Source organism: Streptomyces sp. NBC_00207 (assembly GCF_045160965.1).
GTDB lineage: Bacteria > Actinomycetota > Actinomycetes > Streptomycetales > Streptomycetaceae > Streptomyces.
The window spans coordinates 3200064-3216317 of sequence record NZ_CP130715.1; the positions used below are offsets into that span (position 1 = coordinate 3200064).

15 protein-coding genes are annotated in these 16254 nt (G+C 71.1%); 7 read left to right on the plus strand and 8 right to left on the minus strand.

The genetic code is table 11. From position 1 onward, the window contains the following. Positions 1–2 precede the first annotated feature (2 nt). Both OG472_RS15205 and OG472_RS15210 read right to left on the minus strand, forming a co-directional pair. The gene (locus OG472_RS15205) at positions 3–1043 is read right to left on the minus strand and encodes a carbohydrate ABC transporter permease (protein WP_401601479.1); all 1041 of its coding nucleotides are present in this window, start codon (positions 1041–1043) and stop codon (positions 3–5) included. A gap of 7 nt (positions 1044–1050) precedes the next feature. Then, a complete protein-coding gene (locus OG472_RS15210) occupies positions 1051–2322 on the minus strand; it encodes an extracellular solute-binding protein (RefSeq protein ID WP_401601481.1) in 1272 nt (423 codons plus the stop codon). Between the two features lie 222 nt (positions 2323–2544). On the opposite strand from OG472_RS15210, the gene OG472_RS15215 reads away from it, so the two are divergent. The 5 genes from OG472_RS15215 (at position 2545) to OG472_RS15235 (ending at position 7448) form a co-directional block, all read left to right on the plus strand. Beyond that, complete coding sequence (locus OG472_RS15215) at positions 2545–4320, plus strand: glycoside hydrolase family 13 protein (RefSeq protein WP_405941541.1); 1776 nt, start codon at positions 2545–2547, stop codon at positions 4318–4320. A 26-nt stretch (positions 4321–4346) separates the two neighbouring features. After that, on the plus strand, positions 4347–5387 hold the full coding sequence (locus OG472_RS15220; RefSeq protein WP_401601486.1) for a LacI family DNA-binding transcriptional regulator: 1041 nt from the start codon (positions 4347–4349) through the stop codon (positions 5385–5387). A gap of 74 nt (positions 5388–5461) precedes the next feature. Next, a complete protein-coding gene (locus tag OG472_RS15225; protein ID WP_401601488.1) occupies positions 5462–6352 on the plus strand; it encodes a phosphatase PAP2 family protein in 891 nt (296 codons plus the stop codon). A gap of 323 nt (positions 6353–6675) precedes the next feature. Then, entirely contained in the window at positions 6676–7146 is a 471-nt protein-coding gene (locus OG472_RS15230) for a hypothetical protein (RefSeq protein WP_405941542.1), read from the plus strand. Then, a complete protein-coding gene (locus OG472_RS15235; protein ID WP_401601494.1) occupies positions 7146–7448 on the plus strand; it encodes a winged helix-turn-helix domain-containing protein in 303 nt (100 codons plus the stop codon). Before OG472_RS15230 ends, OG472_RS15235 begins: the two co-directional genes overlap by 1 nt. Positions 7449–7476: 28 nt before the next feature. Here OG472_RS15235 and OG472_RS15240 read toward each other — a convergent pair whose 3' ends face one another. Beyond that, positions 7477–8169 (minus strand): hypothetical protein, encoded by a 693-nt coding sequence (locus tag OG472_RS15240; RefSeq protein WP_401601497.1) that lies wholly within the window; start codon positions 8167–8169, stop codon positions 7477–7479. 161 nt (positions 8170–8330) lie between these two features. On the opposite strand from OG472_RS15240, the gene merB reads away from it, so the two are divergent. Beyond that, a complete protein-coding gene (gene merB, locus OG472_RS15245) occupies positions 8331–8954 on the plus strand; it encodes an organomercurial lyase (protein ID WP_405829863.1) in 624 nt (207 codons plus the stop codon). 470 nt (positions 8955–9424) lie between these two features. After that, complete coding sequence (locus tag OG472_RS15250) at positions 9425–10186, plus strand: CAP domain-containing protein (protein WP_405829864.1); 762 nt, start codon at positions 9425–9427, stop codon at positions 10184–10186. Between the two features lie 69 nt (positions 10187–10255). On the opposite strand, the gene OG472_RS15255 is transcribed toward OG472_RS15250, so the two are convergent. The 5 genes from OG472_RS15255 to OG472_RS15275 all read right to left on the minus strand — a co-directional run bounded on the left by OG472_RS15255 (position 10256) and on the right by OG472_RS15275 (position 16247). Further along, positions 10256–10717, minus strand: coding sequence for a hypothetical protein (locus OG472_RS15255; RefSeq protein WP_405941543.1), 462 nt, complete (start codon positions 10715–10717; stop codon positions 10256–10258). Positions 10718–10719: 2 nt separating this feature from the next. After that, complete coding sequence (locus OG472_RS15260) at positions 10720–11214, minus strand: hypothetical protein (protein WP_405941544.1); 495 nt, start codon at positions 11212–11214, stop codon at positions 10720–10722. Positions 11215–11243: 29 nt separating this feature from the next. Continuing rightward, positions 11244–12551: a hypothetical protein gene (locus OG472_RS15265; protein ID WP_401601507.1), complete on the minus strand. Its 1308-nt coding sequence runs from the start codon at positions 12549–12551 to the stop codon at positions 11244–11246. Between the two features lie 30 nt (positions 12552–12581). Beyond that, positions 12582–13130 carry a hypothetical protein gene (locus OG472_RS15270; RefSeq protein WP_405829869.1) on the minus strand — a complete coding sequence of 183 codons (549 nt, stop codon included), beginning with the start codon at positions 13128–13130 and terminating at the stop codon, positions 12582–12584. Between the two features lie 129 nt (positions 13131–13259). Then, complete coding sequence (locus OG472_RS15275; protein ID WP_401601512.1) at positions 13260–16247, minus strand: bifunctional [glutamine synthetase] adenylyltransferase/[glutamine synthetase]-adenylyl-L-tyrosine phosphorylase; 2988 nt, start codon at positions 16245–16247, stop codon at positions 13260–13262. Positions 16248–16254: the final 7 nt, after the last annotated feature.

Sequence of the window (16254 nt, forward strand, 5' to 3'; positions counted from 1 at the left end):
GGTCACCACACCTCTCCCTGCTTGCGCAGCGAGCGCCGGTAGACCAGCGCGAAGATCATGAGCAGGGCGAGGATCAGTACGCCCCAGGTCGCGGAGCCGGCGAAGTCGCGCGGGCTCGACACGAACGCCTCGCGGAAGGCCTGGGTCACCAGGATCTCGGTGGAGTCGCCCGGTCCGCCGCGGGTGAGCAGGAAGATCACCGGGAACATGTTGAAGGTCCAGATGGTGGAGAGCAGGATCACCGTCATGCTCACCGCGCGCAGGCCGGGCAGGGTGATGTGCCGGAACCGCTGCCAGGCGCTGGCGCCGTCCATCTCGGCGGCCTCGTAGAGCTCGCCGGGGATCGACTGCAGTCCGCCGAGCAGGGCGACCATCATGAAGGGGACGCCGAGCCAGACGTTGACGGCGACGACCGAGAACTTGGCCCAGGTCGGGTCGTCGAGCCACGGGATCGCGGCGATGCCGCCACCGTCGAGGATCTTGTTGAGGATGCCGTTGTCACGGTTGAAGAGGAACCGCCAGGCGAAGACGGAGACGAAGCCGGGGACGGCCCAGGGCAGGATGAGCGCCATCCGGTAGGCGGCGCGGCCCCTGAAGTCCCGGTTGAGCATGTTGGCCAGGATCAGGCCGAGCGTGAAGGTGACGGACACGCACGCGACGGTCCACACCACCGTCCACACCAGCCGCTGCAGGAACACCGGGTCGCCGAGGACGTCCACGTAGTTGTCGAGTCCGACGAACTCGTACGTGGCCTCGATGTGGCGGGCGCCGATGGTGCGCGAGACGTTGCGCTCGTTGGCGTCGGTCAGCGACAGGTAGATGCCGCGGACGAGCGGCCAGCCGATGATCACGCCGAGGACGAGCACCACCGGGGCGATCATCGTCCAGGCGTACCAGTGGGTGGCGAGGGCGCGCCTCAGTCCCCCCTTGGTCCCACCGGGAGCCTTGCTGTCAGTCCTGCGGCTCCGGCCGCGGGCGGCGGTGTCGTCTCCGACTCCGTCGCCCGCGGCCTTCGCCACCGACTGGCTGGTGTGAGCAGCCATGGTTTCGTTACTTCCAGCCCTTGAGGATCTTGCGGAACTCGACGCCGGCCGACTTGGCCGCGTCCTCCGGGCTCGACGCCCCGGTGATCGCCTTGGTGTATTCGACCTTCAGCGGCTCGAAGAGGGAGCCGTTCTCCGGGATCCAGGCGCGCTCGACGGCCTTGTCCACGGCCGGCTTGAAGAACTGGACCATCTCGCTGCCCTTGACGTCCGGCTGCTCGTAGGCGGCGGTACGGGTCGGCAGCAGGCTCAGCTCCTTGGCGGACTGCACCTGGACCTCCTGCGAGGTCATGTACTCGACGAAGGCGTGCGCGGCGGCGCGGTTCTTGGAACCGGCGTAGACGCCGAGGTCGTGGCCGCCCTGCGGGGCACCGGCCTTGACGGAGCCGGCCGGGACGGCGGCGATGCCGAGGTTGGCCTTGTCCTTGAACTGGTCGCCGGCGTAGGTGTCGGCGACGGCCCACGGACCGTTGATCATCATGGCGGCCTCGCCGGACTTGAAGGCCGTCTGCATGTTGGTGTAGCCGTCGGTGGCGTTGGTGATCGCCGCACCGGAGGTGACCAGGTCACGAGCGGTCTTGAAGGCCTTGACGCCCGCCGCGTTGTCGACGGTGACCGCCTTGTTCTTCGCGTCGACGAGGTCGCCGCCCTCGCCGTAGATCAGCGGGAGGAACCAGTAGGAGTCGTCGCCGCGCAGGTAGAGAGCGGCCTTGCCGGTCTTCCCCTTGATGGCGGCGGCGGCGGTCTTCAGCTCCTCCAGCGTCTTGGGGGGCTGGACGCCGGCGTCGGCGAGCATCTTCTTGTTGTAGAAGAGGCCGAGGGTGTCGATGACCTGCGGCACGGCGTAGGTCTTGCCCTCGAACTTGCCGCTGGCCGCGGCCTGCGGCAGGAACTCGCTGTCGACCTTCTTCGCCATGTCCGCCGGGACCTCGTCGAGGTAGCCGAGGGAGGCGAAGTCCGCGACCCAGCCGACGTCGGCACGGATCACGTCAGGCGCGTCGGAACCGCTGCTGAAGGCGTTCTTGACCTTGTTCTGCGCGTCGCCGTACGGGACGTTGACGTACTTGACGGTGACCTTCGGGTGCTTCGCGGTGAACGCCTCGGCGATCTTCTGGAAGCTGGCCTTCTCCGCGTCGTTCGCGGTGTCCCACCACGTGACCGTGCCGGAAAGCTCGCCGCCGGCGTTCGCTCCGCCGTCGTCCTTGGTGTCACCGCCGCAAGCCGTCGCCGCGAGCGCCAGGGTCGCGACCAGCGCGGTGGCCGCTATGCCACGCCGCATATGAACTCCTTCGATGATCCCGGCCGCGCCCTCGCGGTCCTGAGTTGCCAGGAACGTAACAAGACTGAAAGAGGACCGAAAGAGCTTGCGCAAACTTTCTGCAAGCGGAGGCGATCGTTACATCCGTGTGTCCGTACGGTTGCCGCAGCTTGCTGTTAGTTCGAGTCACCTTCGACTGCCCGGGCCCGCAACCAGGGGGCGTGTACCCGCGTTGACCCCGATATGACCCACGAGTCGACGGCCGTCCAGCTTGCAAGCTCTTCCAGCAACGCGACCGCGAGCGGTGGCTGGTGGCGCGATGCAGTCATCTATCAGGTGTACGTGCGCTCCTTCGCCGACAGCGACGGCGACGGCGTCGGCGACCTGCGCGGGGTCCGCTCCCGCCTCCCCCACCTCGCCCGGCTCGGGGTCGACGCCGTCTGGCTGACCCCCTTCTACGTCTCCCCGCAGGCGGACGGCGGCTACGACGTCGCCGACTACCGGGCCGTCGACCCGCTCTTCGGGGACCTCTCCGACGCCGACGAGCTCGTCCGCGCCGCGCACGCGCTGGGGCTGCGGGTCATCGTGGACGTGGTGCCGAACCACACCTCCGCGCAGCACCCGTGGTTCCGCGCCGCCCTCGCCGGGGATCCGGCGGCGCGGGCGCGCTACCTCTTCCGCCCGGGGCGGGGGGCCGACGGCTCGGAGCCCCCGAACGACTGGGAGTCGATCTTCGGCGGCCCGGCCTGGACCCGGGTCGCGGCGCCGGCAGGCGAGGGGGGCACCTCCCGGCCGGAGGCCGGGGGAGAGTGGTACCTGCACCTCTTCGCCCCCGAGCAGCCGGACCTGGACTGGGGCCACCCGGAGGTCGCCGCCGAATTCGCGTCCGTCCTGCGCTTCTGGCTCGACCTCGGGGTCGACGGCTTCCGCGTCGACGTGGCCCACGGCATGGTCAAGGCCCCCGGCCTGCCGGACATCGGCCGCGGCGCGCAGGCCACCCTGATCGGGACCGAGCCGCTCCCCTTCTTCGACCAGGACGGGGTCCACGAGATCCACCGCGGGTGGCGCCGGCTCCTGGACTCCTACGAGGGCGACCGCATCGGCGTCGCCGAGGCCTGGGCCCCCACCTCCGAGCGCCTCGCCCTGTACGTCCGCCCCGACGAACTCCACCAGGCCTTCAACTTCCGGTTCCTCAATTGCCCGTGGGACCCCGCCGCGATGCGCACCGTCATCGACGAGTCCCTGGCCGCCACCACCTCCGTCGGCGCCCCGACGACGTGGGTGCTGTCCAACCACGACGTCGTACGCCATGTCACCCGGTACGGGGGCGGAGCCCGCGGCCTCGCCCGCGCCCGGGCCGCCGCGCTCCTGATGCTGGCCCTCCCCGGCTCGGCGTACCTCTACCAGGGCGAGGAGCTCGGCCTCCCGGAGGTCCTGGACCTCCCGGACGAATCCCGCCGCGACCCGGCCTTCCGCCGCGGCCGCCGCCACCAGCTCCCCGAAGCCCCCGCCGAACCGGCGGCCGAGCTGCAGCCCGCCGGTCCGCAGGCCGGGCCGGAGGCCGACGGGCAGGAGGGCTTGCGGGACGGGTGCCGGGTGCCGATTCCCTGGTGCGGATCGGAGCCGCCGTACGGCTTCGGGCCGACCGGGAGCTGGCTCCCGCAGCCCGCCGGCTGGGGCGGCCTCACCGTCGCCGCCCAGACCGGCGACCCCCACTCCACCCTGGAGCTCTACCGCGCCGCCCTGGAACTGCGCCGGGCGATGCCCGGCCTCGGCGCCCCGGAGGCGGGCACCGGTCCCGCCGCCGAAGCCCCGTACCGCTCCGGCATGCGCTGGCTGCCCGCGCCCGAGGGGGTGCTCCTCTTCACCCGCCCCGGTTTCGCCTGCACCCTCAACGGCCGCCCCGACCCGGTCGAACTTCCCGCGCCCGGACGCCCCGTACTCTCCAGCGCCCCGGTGGAGACGGACGGCCGCACCGTCCGGCTTCCCCCGGATTCGTGCACGTGGTGGTCATTGTGAACGTCCGACCGGTACAGTCCAATCCCGTGACCGCACGGCTAGCCGACATCGCAGCCCAGGCGGGGGTCAGCGAAGCCACAGTCAGCCGCGTGCTCAACGGCAAGCCCGGTGTGGCCGCAGGCACCCGCGAGTCCGTGCTGGCCGCGCTCGACGTACTCGGCTACGAGCGGCCCGTGAAGCTTCGCCAGCGCAGTGCGGGGCTCGTCGGTCTGATAACTCCCGAACTGGACAACCCGATCTTCCCGGCGCTCGCCCAGGTCATCGGCCAGGCGCTGACCCGGCAGGGGTACACACCGGTCCTGGCCACGCAGACGCCCGGCGGCTCCACCGAGGACGAGCTGACCGAGATGCTGGTCGACCGCGGGGTCTCCGGGATCATCTTCGTCTCCGGTCTGCACGCCGACACCACGGCCGACATGGGCCGCTACGACCAACTCCGCGGGCAGGGCGTCCCGTATGTCCTCATCAACGGGTTCTCCGACAAGGTGCAGGCCCCCTTCGTCTCCCCCGACGACCGGGCCGCGATGCACCTGGCCGTCACCCACCTCACCGCGCTCGGCCACACCCGCATCGGCCTCGCGGTCGGCCCGAAGCGCTTCGTGCCGGTCCTCCGCAAGATCGAGGGCTTCCGGCTCGGCATGAAGGAGCGGCTCGGACTCGGCGAGGCCGAGATCGAGGAGCTCATCCAGCACTCCCTCTACTCGCTGGAGGGCGGCCAGGCCGCCGCGGCCGCGCTGATCTCGCGGGGCTGCACGGCGGTCGTGTGCGCGAGCGACATGATGGCGCTCGGCGCGATCCGGGCCGCCCGCCAGCAGGGGCTGCGGGTGCCGCAGGACGTGTCGGTGGTCGGCTTCGACGACTCCCCTCTCATAGCGTTCACGGACCCGCCGCTGACCACCATCCGCCAGCCCGTGCAGGCGATGGGGCAGGCGGCGGTGCGGACCCTGCTGGAGGAGATCGGCGGGACCCCGGCCCCGCACAGCGAGTTCGTGTTCCTGCCGGAACTGGTGGTGCGCGGCTCCACGGCCTCCGGCCCGGGGCAGCGGCGCGCGGCGTCTCGTACCTGAGACGGACCGGCTGCGCCGAAGACCGTCCCGAGGGATGATCGGAGGCGAGAACGCATCTGGCAGACTCTCTCCCCATGGGTGAATCGAGCGTGAAGACACTGGAAACCCGGACGGATGTCTCCTCACCCACTGCGGTCGAGACGGAGACCCGCCCGGGTTCCGACAGTGCCCTCCTCTCCCGGCTGCGCGCCCCGCGGCGGCCTCGGATCTGGTTCGAGGTCCTGCTCATCGCGGTGAGCTACTGGACGTACTCGCTGATCCGGAACGCGGTGCCCGAACAGAAGACGATCGCCCTGGCGAACGCCGACTGGATCTGGGGGGTGGAACGGAACCTCGGCATCGCCATCGAGGAGTCGGTCAACCACGCCGTCAACTCCGTGACGTGGCTGATCGTGGGCATGAACTACTACTACGCCACGCTCCACTTCGTCGTGACCATCGGCGTGCTGGTGTGGATCTACCGTTTCCATCCGGGGCGGTACGCCGCCACGCGCCTGGTCCTCTTCGCCACCACCGGTGTCGCCCTGGTCGGCTACTACTTCTACCCGCTCGCGCCGCCCCGGCTGATGAACGGGCAGAACTTCGTCGACACCGTGCTGGTCCACCACACCTGGGGCTCGATGGCCTCCGGGAACCTCAAGCAGATGTCGAACCAGTACGCTGCGATGCCGTCCATGCACATAGGGTGGTCGCTCTGGTGCGGGCTGACGATCTTCGCGGTCGCCTCCGCCCCGTGGGCCCGCATCCTGGGCCTGCTCTACCCGACGGCGACCCTCGTCGTCATCGTGGCCACCGCCAACCACTTCTGGCTCGACGCCGTGGGCGGCATGATCTGCCTGGCGTTCGGCTACACGGTCTCGCGTTCCTGGTACGGCTCGATGCCGCACCGCCTGCCGCGCCACCCGCAGCCCGTGGGTCCGCACCCCGCGACGGAACTGCTGAACCGCTTCCGAACCCGCGCCTGAGGCCTGACCCGGGTCCGGGTCACCCACCGCGCAGCCCCCGCCGCAGCCACACCTGCCCGCCGGCCGTCACGAGCCCCGCTCCGGGGCCGGCCGCGCCCGGGGCCCCCTGCGCCGGCAGGACCTGCAGGCCCGCCCCATCCGCATCCACCTCCGCCGGCAGGACCGGTGCGCCCGGCTCCGGGCGCACCGGTCCTGCCTTTCAGTGCGCCCGGACGGCCGGCCGCGCACCCACCGGGGCCCATTGCCGCGCCTGCCTCCGAGACCTTCTTTCCTGTTCGGAAAGAAGGTGGTACTTTCCTCATGAGAAAGTACTCGGAAGATCGATGACCAGGGACACCACCATGACCGCCTACGACGCCCAGACCGCCCTCGACGCCATACGTCACCGTCGGGAGCAGACCTTCGAGGCGTACCTGCGCCACGCCCAGTCCCGTCCCTACCTGATCGTTTCGGCGCTGGGCCTGTTCGCCGTGTCCTCGTCCTTCGATCTGCCGAACCCCTGGAACACCTTCGCGGTCCTGGCGGGGAACGGCCTGACCCTGGGCGGGCTGTTCGTGCACCATCGCCGGGCGCCCGTCCGCCGCAAGACCACCGGCTCGGAGGCGCTGCTCTACGTGGCCGTGGGGGTCCTCCTCCTCGCCCTCTTCTGGACGGCGGCGATCGCCGGCTACTTCCTCGACCTGCCGGCGCGGCACACGCTCGCCGCAGCCGTCACCGTCCTGGGGATCGTGGTCGCCTCGTACGCGTTGCGCCCGGTCATCGAGAACATCGCCCGCGGGAACGGCCACGGCTGATGGATCCCGACTTCGACGAATTCCTCCACGTTCCGGCGCGACTCTCGATCGTGGCGCTCCTGGCTCCGGCCGACTGGGTCGAGTTCGGTTTCGTCCGGGACGCGGTGGGCACCAGCGACTCGGCCCTGTCCAAGCAGGTCGCCGCGCTGGCGGACGCCGGGTACGTCGAGGTCCGCAAAACACGGAACCCCACGGGCCGGCACACCCACCTCCGCCTCACCCCGCACGGGCGCCAGGCATTCCAGCGGCACGCCTCGGCGCTGGAGAGGATCGTGGCGGCGGCGCGCATACCTCTGGAATAGCGAACGCGTCGTGCACCCTCGGCGTGCCTCAGGAAGATGCGGCGGCCTTCTGGATGCGGGGGACGAAGAGCCGGGCCAGGTTGTGGACGGTGGCCGGATCCAGGGAGCTGCCTCCCCCGTCCTCCAGCCTCACCTTGGCGATGACCGTACCCAGGCACATGATGAGGTCGAGGCCGTCCAGACTGCCGGCGTTGCGGTAGTACGCGTGCCCCTCGACGCCGGGAACCGGAGTCACCTCCGCCTTGCCGTATGTGGCCGACCAGTCCTTCTCCCTGGCGCACGCGGCCCCGGCGGCCGGCTTGTCCGCGTAGGCCTGGATGTCGAAGTAGGCGGTCTCGCCGAACGCCTCGAATTTCACCGAGCCGTTCGCGATGCGGGTGCAGTCCCAGTGCGCGTCCGGACCGCACTCCGCCGCGGACTTGGGCTGCTCCTCGACATTCGCGCGGCCGGTCTTCGGTTTCCAGCCCTTCATCGACTCCGGGTCGGGAAGCGCCTGCCGGAACCGCTCCTCGGTCTTGAACACGGTGTCGAAGTCCACCGTTCCGCCCTTCGGCTTGCCCGAATCCGCTCCCGTGCCCGCGGTCGCCCCCGCTGCCGGCTTGTCGCCGGTCGGCGGCTTCTCGCCCGTCGGACCGGAACCGCCGCCCCCACAGGCGGTGGCCAGCGCCGCCAGCGCCATCAGAACCGCCGTCATCGAACCCGTGCCGGACCTCAACTGCATTCCCCGTTCCCCCGGTTCGCCGGACCAGCCCTTCAGGCTGTCGCATCGTCAGATGATCCTGACAGCCGCCCCCGAACGAATGAGACGGGGGTGGCCCCGGCCGCGTCACTCCACGGCCCTTCAGATGGGGAGCGAGGCTCGATTCACGGGAAAGGACCGACATGTCGCATGCGCGTGTGCAGCAGCTGTCCGATCAACTGGTCGCCAAGTGGACCTCGCCGCAGGGCGTCGAGCTGATGGCCGCGGGGGCCGTCCTGGTCGGCGGCCTCCTCGCGTACGGGCCGCTCAGCCTCCAGGAGGCCGGCGGCCTCCTGGACTGGCCCGCCGACGAGGTCCTGGACCGCTTCCACTCCATGAAGTTCGACCTGGAGACCGACGACCGGGGCCGCGTCATCGGCGCGGGCGTCTCCCTCGACGACCGGCGCCCCCACACCGTGCAGCTCCGGGGGCAGCAGGTCCACGGCTGGTGCGCCATGGACGTGCTGATGTTCCCCGTCGTCTTCAAGGAGCCGGCGAGTACGGTCACCTCGCGCTGCCCCACCACCGGGGAGCCGATCAGGCTCACCGTCACCCCCGACGGGGTACACGACCTGAGCCCTTCCACCGCGGCGGTCACCCTCGCTCCCGCCACCGGCGCGGATATTCGCGAAGTGTTCTGCAACCGCGTGAACTTCTACGCCACTGCGCATCTCGCCGAGGCGGCCGTGGAACGCGACAGTGATCTCGCCGCATGCTCCGTCGACGAGGCCTGGGCCCTCGGCAAGCGCCTCGCCGATCTTTTCTGACCCCGGGGAATTCCTCCGAATGGGGCCGCGGGAAATGGGCACGCTCTCGGCGCGCTCTTCACCGCGCCCGCCGACGCCGTGATCCGACGCACGGTTGCGTGACATGCGTCACGGTGCACCCCTCGGCGCCGAACCCCTTCCCGGGCGTGCTCCGTCATCGACATTTCGACATTTGTCCGTTTTGGATTCGACATTCCCCTCTCCGGCGGGAACGGAATCCGCGCTACCGCCGGACTTGTCGTCGACTTCCCTGGTCACGGGCATTCCTGAAGACACATCACATGGTTGTGCAAGTGACCTGATCGTGACCATGCACGATCATCGGCCCGTTTCAAGCCGGGTGTCGAATGCCCCGCGTGTACGCGAAGCAGAAACTTGCCAGGTCATTGGCGGTCTTCTAAGAATGTCGCTATTCCGGCGTCCCGCAGTTCCGGCGCCGGGAGCTTCGCGATCACCGAATGAGGTCACGCATGCAGAAGCATCGGAAGAATAAGCCGTACCGGAAAATAGTCATCGGCGTCGGCGCGCTGGCAATCGTGGGTGTTCCCACGGCCGCCATGGCCTGCTTCGACACGGACGACAGCGGCCGGACCCGTGCCGCGAGCCACCAGGGCCAGCGCCCGTGGCACTACGCGCCCTCGGCCACGCCGAGCACCCCGGCCCCCGTGGACGTTCCGACGACGCCGAGCAGCCCCCCGGCCGCCGAGCCGAGCAGCCCCGCCGCGGCGCCCGCGCAGCCGGTCGTACGGACCTCCCCGCCCGCGCAGCCGAAGCCGGCCAAGCCGCCGGTCGCCCCCAGGACGCCGCAGGCGCCCGAGCCCCCGAAGACCTCGGCCCCGTCGGTCCCGCCGGCCTCCGGCTCCGTCGCCGCGGTCCTCGCCCTCGTGAACCAGGAGCGCGCCGCCGCCGGATGCCCGGCCGTCGCCCTCAACGCGAAGCTCACGAAGGCCGCGCAGGACCACAGTGCGGACATGGCCTCCCACAGCAACATGTCCCACACCGGCTCCGACGGCTCCGACCCGGGCTCGCGCATCACCCGCGCCGGGTACACGTGGAGCACGTACGGCGAGAACGTCGCCTACGGCTACAGCACGCCCGAGAAGGTCATGGAGGGCTGGATGAACAGCCCCGGCCACCGGGCGAACATCCTGAACTGCTCCTTCAAGGAGATCGGCATCGGCCTGGCGCAGCCCGGCAACTACTGGACGCAGGACTTCGGCACGGCGCGCTGACCCGGTGCCTGCCCGGTGGAGCGGACCGCGGACCCACGAAGGGTCCGCGGTCCGCTCCGCCCGTTCCGGTCACAGCCTGAACAGCACTCCGCGCCAGGTCCAGCCCGCTCTGAGGACCGTGTTCTGCAGGGGGTTCTTCACCAGCCCCGTTTCGAAGCGGAACGTCTCCACCTTGCGGCGGCGGCCGTCGGCGCCCCGCTGGAACTCCCACTGCTTGTAGACCGCCTTCGCCGGTCCCCGGCCGTACTGCTCACCGGAGTGTTCGAGCGAGGGCTCCCACCGCTCTTCGAGTACGCGCACCTCGTGCTTCCCGGGGACCAGTCGCATGCTGGTCTTGAGGGTCAGCCGCATCTCCCTGACGCGGCATTCCACCACCAGGTCGGCGCGCTCCTTCGCGGTGCCCTCGCGTACGGCGAACAGCTGATCCGGGCCGCCCAGCGCGAGCAGCGCCGCCCGGAGCTCCTCGGCGGCCTGCCGCGGGACGCTGCCGGCCGGATGCCTGGTGCCGGTGCGGTTGTCCCAGAAACCCACCCTCAGCCCACCGCCCCGGTGTCCGGACGCACGGTGCGCACGAAGTCCTGGAAGTCGCCCAGGACGCTGTCGTGCTGTGCGGCCGTGGCCGTGAGCGCCAGCCTGATCATCGCCCGCTTGTGCGGGTCCCCGGTGTCCACGAGGGACAGGTACACCTGGGACTGCACGAGCTCGAGGCGGGCGCCGTCGGTGTCGGCCGCGAAGCTCAGCCGCTGGGTCAGTGCGGGTGCGTCCTCGGAACCGACCTCGCGGCGGTGGACCACCTCCACCGTGTCGGCGAGATCGCGCAGCTGCTCCACCGACGCGTCGGCGATCTCGGCCAGTGTCACCCCGTCCTTCGGGAACCCGCCGTCGATGGTGATGTTGGCGGTGAACCCGGCGTCCGACTGCGGATGCACCGCGGCGAAGGCCACTCCCGGGTCGAACCCCTCCGGGCGGGCCGGGACCCAGCCCTCCGGCAGCCGGAACTCGAGCGGCACCGGCAGTGTCGTGGGCATCCGGGGCCCTCCTTCCATGGAAACGGACATCAGTCGAGCAACCAGTCCTTGAAGTCGCCGGCGGCGTCGCCGACCGCGTGCGCCGTGTCGCCGACCGCGTCGGCCACGTCGCCGGCGGTCTTGGACACCTTCGCAGGGTCGACGGTGATCTCCAGGCCCAGGGCGCCGCCGACGAAGGGCGAGGCGCCTGCCTTGCCGCCGATCTTGTACACGCCGGTCTCCTCGTCCTTCTTGTACCCCCACCAGGCCTCGGCACCGGGCCCCACCCATCCTTCGGCCGTCAGGCCGACGCCGATGCCGCCTGACTCCACGCCTCCGTTGAGACTGCCCTTCCCCCCGACGAACGCCTTCGCGCCGACGGTCAATTCCTCCTTGGTCGCCTTCGCGCTGGCGCTGAGCTCGCCGCCGAGGAAGCCCTCGGCCCGCCCGTAGACGCTCTGGTACTCGCCTCCGGCCCGGCCCTCGGCCAGTGCCCGGATTCCCGCGGACACCTCGGCCTTGCCGACCAGGCCCTTGTCGGTGAAGCCGTAGTTCGCGGTGAACCGGCCTCCCTCGTAGATGTCGGCGACCCCGGACAGCTTCAGCGACCCGATGCTGCCCTCCCCCTTCGCGGTCTCGTGGAAGAGGTCGGCGTAGGCCTTGAACGAGCCCTCCTTGCCGTACTGGCCTGCGCCGGTGGTGCTCGTGCCGGTCTCCCAGCCGTCGGTCCTCGTCCTGATCTTGGCCTCTTCGAGCTTCTTGGCCTTCGCCAGGTCGCCCTCGGCGTAGTTGTTGAAGCCGGTGAGGGTCTCGTCGGCTCCGGTGCCCTGGCCCAGGGCGTCCCTGTTGCTGTCGTTCACGGCCGCCACGAGGGCGTCCTTGACGTGCACGTCGGCGTCGGAGGCGGCCTTCACCCGGTCGTCGATGTGCTTCTGCCACTTGCCGACCGCGGTCCGGATGGCCTCCTGGCCGTCGGGGTCGTGGTGGTAGGCGCTGCGCTCGGCGGGCGTCAGCTTGGCATAGTCGAAGGCGACGCGCCCCTGCTCCGACACGGTCATGCCGGCGGCGATCGCGTCGTCGCGTGCGCTCTCCAGCTTCTTCTTGAGGTCGACGAGCTGTTCGTGCGCTCCCCGCAACAGGCTGGCGACCGCCTTGGCCTGGTTCTGCGCGGCGGAGTACTCGTAGCGGGTCGCCGTGAACTTCGTGCGCGCCGCCGCGGCGCTGACACCGACCCAGTTGTCCCCCATGCTGATCTTCTGGACGGTGTCCCCGTAGCGGGTCTCGACCTTCTTCAGCTCGCCCGCCATCGAGTCCCACTTGGCGGCGGCCGTCGTCAGCAGGCCGAGGTCCGTGGTCATGACTTCGTAGTAGCTCGGCACCGGATCCCCCTATATCCCGTGCAGTTGCGACTGCGACGCGAACTGGTTGCCCAGGCCTATGTCATTGCGTGCGAAAGAGCCCGAGGCCCCGCGCAGTGCGGCCTTCTCCCCGGACAGCCGGCCCATCAGGGTCTTGACCTGCTGGTCCCACGTGTCCGCCACCTTCTTCAGGCCGGCGGCCGTCTCCCAGCCCTCGAAGCCCTTCTGGGCGGTGCCGGTGGCGTCGTCCGCGTGCTCCGCGGCGGTCTTGGTGGCGGGCTCCAGCTCGTTCTGGATCGTGTTGGCCGCCGCGTTCTTCTCCGCGGGCGTCGAGGCGAAGTCCTTGGAACCGCCCGGAGCGAACAGCGATGACGACGGCGGGGTGACCCCCGGCGCGTACGGGACCACCGTCGGCGCGGTGACGACCGGAGCGTAGGGGCCCGCCGGCGGCGCGGTGACGCCCGGAGCATGAGTCCCCACCGGCGGCGTGAGGCCGGGAGCGTAAGGCCCCAACGGCGGCCCGCTGTTCAACCGCATGCCTGTCTGCTGGTCCGGCTCCGGACCTAATGCGTCTGCCATGTTTCTGCCTCCCCGTGAACAGAGGCTGATCATATGCAAATCGCGAAGGCAAGAGCCATAGCCGGATGGCCAGTTGGGCCACCCGGTTCCGGCCCCGGGCATCATCCGGCACCGTGCGCCCGCGAGCGGCTACGCGCCGTAGAACAGCTCGTCGACCACCGCCCGGGCACGGCGGGTGATGCGCCGGTAGTCGTCCAGCATCTCCCCGACCGTGCCTTCGGCGTATCCGAGGTAGCGGCCGACCGCCGCGAGTTCGCGGGCCTCCGACGGGAAGGTGTCCCCTGCGCGGCCGCGGACCAGCATCACGGCGTTGCGGACCCGGGTCGCCAGGACCCAGGCCTCGTCCAGGATCTGCGCCTCGTCGGTCGGGATCAGTCCGGCCGCGTGGGCGGCCGCGAGCGCCTGGCGGGTACGGGTGGTCCGCAGGCCCGGTTCGACCCAGGCGTGCTGCATCTGGATCAGCTGCACCGTCCACTCGACGTCGCTGAGGCCGCCGCGGCCGAGCTTGGTGTGCAGGGTCGGGTCGGCGCCGCGCGGCAGCCGCTCCGACTCCATGCGGGCCTTGAGCCGGCGGATCTCGCGTACGGCGTCCTCGCCGAGGCCCTCCATCGGGTAGCGCAGCGGGTCGATGAGCTCGATGAAGCGGCTGCCGAGGTCGGCGTCGCCCGCGACGGGTTCGGCGCGCAGCAGGGCCTGGCTCTCCCAGGTCAGGGACCAGCGCCGGTAGTAGGCGGCGTAGGAGGAGAGCGTGCGGACCAGCGGGCCGGAGCGGCCTTCGGGGCGCAGGTCGGCGTCGATGAGCAGCGGCGGGTCGGCGGTGGGCAGCTGGAGCAGCCGGCGCATCTCGGCGATGACGTTCTGGGCGGCTTTCGCGGCCTCCTGCTCGTCGACGCCCTCGCGCGGTTCGTGGACGAAGAGGACGTCGGCGTCGGAGCCGTAGCCGAGCTCGTGCCCGCCGAAGCGGCCGACGCCGATCACGGCGAAGCGGGTGGGCAGCGTGTCGCCGTAGTGGCTCTGGACGGCGGCGCGCAGGGCTCCTGCGACGGTGGCGGCGGTGAGGTCGGACAGGGCGCCGCCGACCCGGTCGACGAGGGCGCCGTGGTCCTCCTCGGCCGGATTGTCCTCCGTGCCGTAGGAGCCGATGATGTCGGCCGCGGTCGTACGGAAGAGCTCGCGGCGGCGCACGCCGCGGGCGGCGGCGACGCCGGCCTCGGCGGTCTCAGCGCGGCCGACGGCGGCCATGACCTCCTGTTCGAGGGCCTCGTGGGTACGGGGCTGCAGGCCTTCGGGGTCGCCCAGCAGGGCCACGGCCTCGGGGGCGCGCATCAGCAGGTCGGGGGCGAGGCGGCCGGCGGACAGGACGCGGGCGAGGTTCTCGGCGGCGGCGCCCTCGTCGCGGAGCAGCCGCAGGTACCAGGGTGTCTTGCCGAGGGCGTCGGAGACCTTGCGGAAGCCCAGCAGGCCGGCGTCCGGATCGGCGGAGTCGGCGAACCAGCCGAGCAGCACGGGCAGCAGGGTGCGCTGGATGGCGGCCTTGCGGGTGACGCCGGAGGCGAGCGCTTCGAGGTGGCGCAGGGCGGCGGCCGGGTCGGCGTACCCGAGGGCCTCGAGGCGCTGGCCCGCGGCGCGCGGGGAGAGCCGGGTCTCGCCGGGGGTGAGCTGGGCAACGGCGTCGAGCAGCGGCCGGTAGAAGAGCTTCTCGTGCAGGCGGCGGACGACGGAGGCGTGCCGGCGCCAGGCCTTGTTGAGTTCGGCGACGGGCTCGGTGCGCAGTCCCATGGAGCGGCCCAGGCGCCGCAGGTCGCTCTCGTCCTCGGGGACGAGGTGGGTGCGGCGCAGCCGGTAGAGCTGGATGCGGTGCTCCATGGCGCGCAGGAAGCGGTACGCGTCGTGCAGCTGGGCGGCGTCGGCGCGGCCGACGTAGCCGCCGGCGGCGAGGGCGTGGAGGGCGTCGAGGGTGGTGCCGGAGTGCAGGGTGGCGTCGCTGCGGCCGTGCACGAGCTGGAGCAGCTGGACGGCGAACTCGACGTCGCGCAGGCCGCCGGGACCGAGTTTGAGCTCGCGGTCGACCTGGGCGGCGGGGATGTTGTCGACGACGCGGCGGCGCATCTTCTGGACGTCGGGTACGAAGTTCTCGCGCTCGGCGGCCTGCCAGACCAGGGGCGTTATGGCGTCGATGTACTGACCGCCGAGGTCCGGGTCGCCGGCCACCGCGCGGGCCTTGAGGAGGGCCTGGAACTCCCAGGTCTTGGCCCAGCGCTGGTAGTAGGCGATGTGGGAGGCGAGGGTGCGGACGAGGGGGCCGTTGCGGCCCTCGGGGCGGAGGTTGGCGTCGACGGGCCAGATGGTGCCCTCGACGGTGGTCTCGGAGCAGATCCGCATGAGGTGGGAGGCGAGGCGGGTGGCGGCCTGGATGCCCTTGCCCTCGTCCGTGCCGTTGACCGCCTCCCCGACGAAGATCACGTCGACGTCGGAGACGTAGTTGAGCTCGTTGCCGCCGCACTTGCCCATCGCGATGACGGCGAGGCGGCACTGCGCCGCGTCCTCGGGAGCGGCGGCGGAGGCGATGCGCAGGGCCGCGCGGAGGGTGGCGGTGGCGAGGTCGGCAAGCTCGGCGGCGGTCTCGGCGACGTCGATGGTGCCGCAGACGTCGCGGGCGGCGATGGAGAGCAGGCAGCGGCGGTAGGCGACGCGCAGGGCGACGGGATCGTGCGCGTCCGCGAGCCCGCGCTCGAACTCGGGGAGTCCGGGGTGCAGGTCGGCGGCCTCGTAGGTGACGAGGGTCAGCCAGTCGCGGGGATGGCGGGCGAGGTGGTCGCCGAGCGCCTCGGAGGCGCCGAGCACGCCGAGGAGGCGGTCGCGCAGCGGTTTGGCGCTGACGAGGGTGTCGAGGAGGCCGGGCAGCTCGCCGGACGGCTGCGCCTCGGCGAGGCGGACGAGCCCGAGGAGTGCGAGGTCGGGGTCGGCGGTCGCCCCGAGGGCGTCGAGCAGCACCGGATCGGCGCGTACGGCCGCCAGCGCTTCGGCGTCGAGCAGCCGGGCTGCGGCGGAGGGGTCGGTGAAACCGCTGCGGAGCAGCCGGATGAAGGTGCTGCTCCTGCGTCCCGGGACTGTCATCCCGCCG

What these genes read in the sequence shown, in the direction of transcription:
- OG472_RS15205 (WP_401601479.1), bottom strand. Translation starts at nt 1,043, where the DNA reads ATGGCTGCTCACACCAGCCAGTCGGTGGCGAAGGCCGCGGGCGACGGA.
- OG472_RS15210 (WP_401601481.1), bottom strand. Translation starts at nt 2,322, where the DNA reads ATGCGGCGTGGCATAGCGGCCACCGCGCTGGTCGCGACCCTGGCGCTC.
- OG472_RS15215 (WP_405941541.1), top strand. Translation starts at nt 2,545, where the DNA reads ATGACCCACGAGTCGACGGCCGTCCAGCTTGCAAGCTCTTCCAGCAAC.
- OG472_RS15225 (WP_401601488.1), top strand. Translation starts at nt 5,462, where the DNA reads ATGGGTGAATCGAGCGTGAAGACACTGGAAACCCGGACGGATGTCTCC.
- OG472_RS15230 (WP_405941542.1), top strand. Translation starts at nt 6,676, where the DNA reads ATGACCAGGGACACCACCATGACCGCCTACGACGCCCAGACCGCCCTC.
- OG472_RS15235 (WP_401601494.1), top strand. Translation starts at nt 7,146, where the DNA reads ATGGATCCCGACTTCGACGAATTCCTCCACGTTCCGGCGCGACTCTCG.
- OG472_RS15240 (WP_401601497.1), bottom strand. Translation starts at nt 8,169, where the DNA reads ATGCAGTTGAGGTCCGGCACGGGTTCGATGACGGCGGTTCTGATGGCG.
- merB (WP_405829863.1), top strand. Translation starts at nt 8,331, where the DNA reads ATGTCGCATGCGCGTGTGCAGCAGCTGTCCGATCAACTGGTCGCCAAG.
- OG472_RS15250 (WP_405829864.1), top strand. Translation starts at nt 9,425, where the DNA reads ATGCAGAAGCATCGGAAGAATAAGCCGTACCGGAAAATAGTCATCGGC.
- OG472_RS15260 (WP_405941544.1), bottom strand. Translation starts at nt 11,214, where the DNA reads ATGCCCACGACACTGCCGGTGCCGCTCGAGTTCCGGCTGCCGGAGGGC.
- OG472_RS15265 (WP_401601507.1), bottom strand. Translation starts at nt 12,551, where the DNA reads ATGACCACGGACCTCGGCCTGCTGACGACGGCCGCCGCCAAGTGGGAC.
- OG472_RS15270 (WP_405829869.1), bottom strand. Translation starts at nt 13,130, where the DNA reads ATGGCAGACGCATTAGGTCCGGAGCCGGACCAGCAGACAGGCATGCGG.
- OG472_RS15275 (WP_401601512.1), bottom strand. Translation starts at nt 16,247, where the DNA reads ATGACAGTCCCGGGACGCAGGAGCAGCACCTTCATCCGGCTGCTCCGC.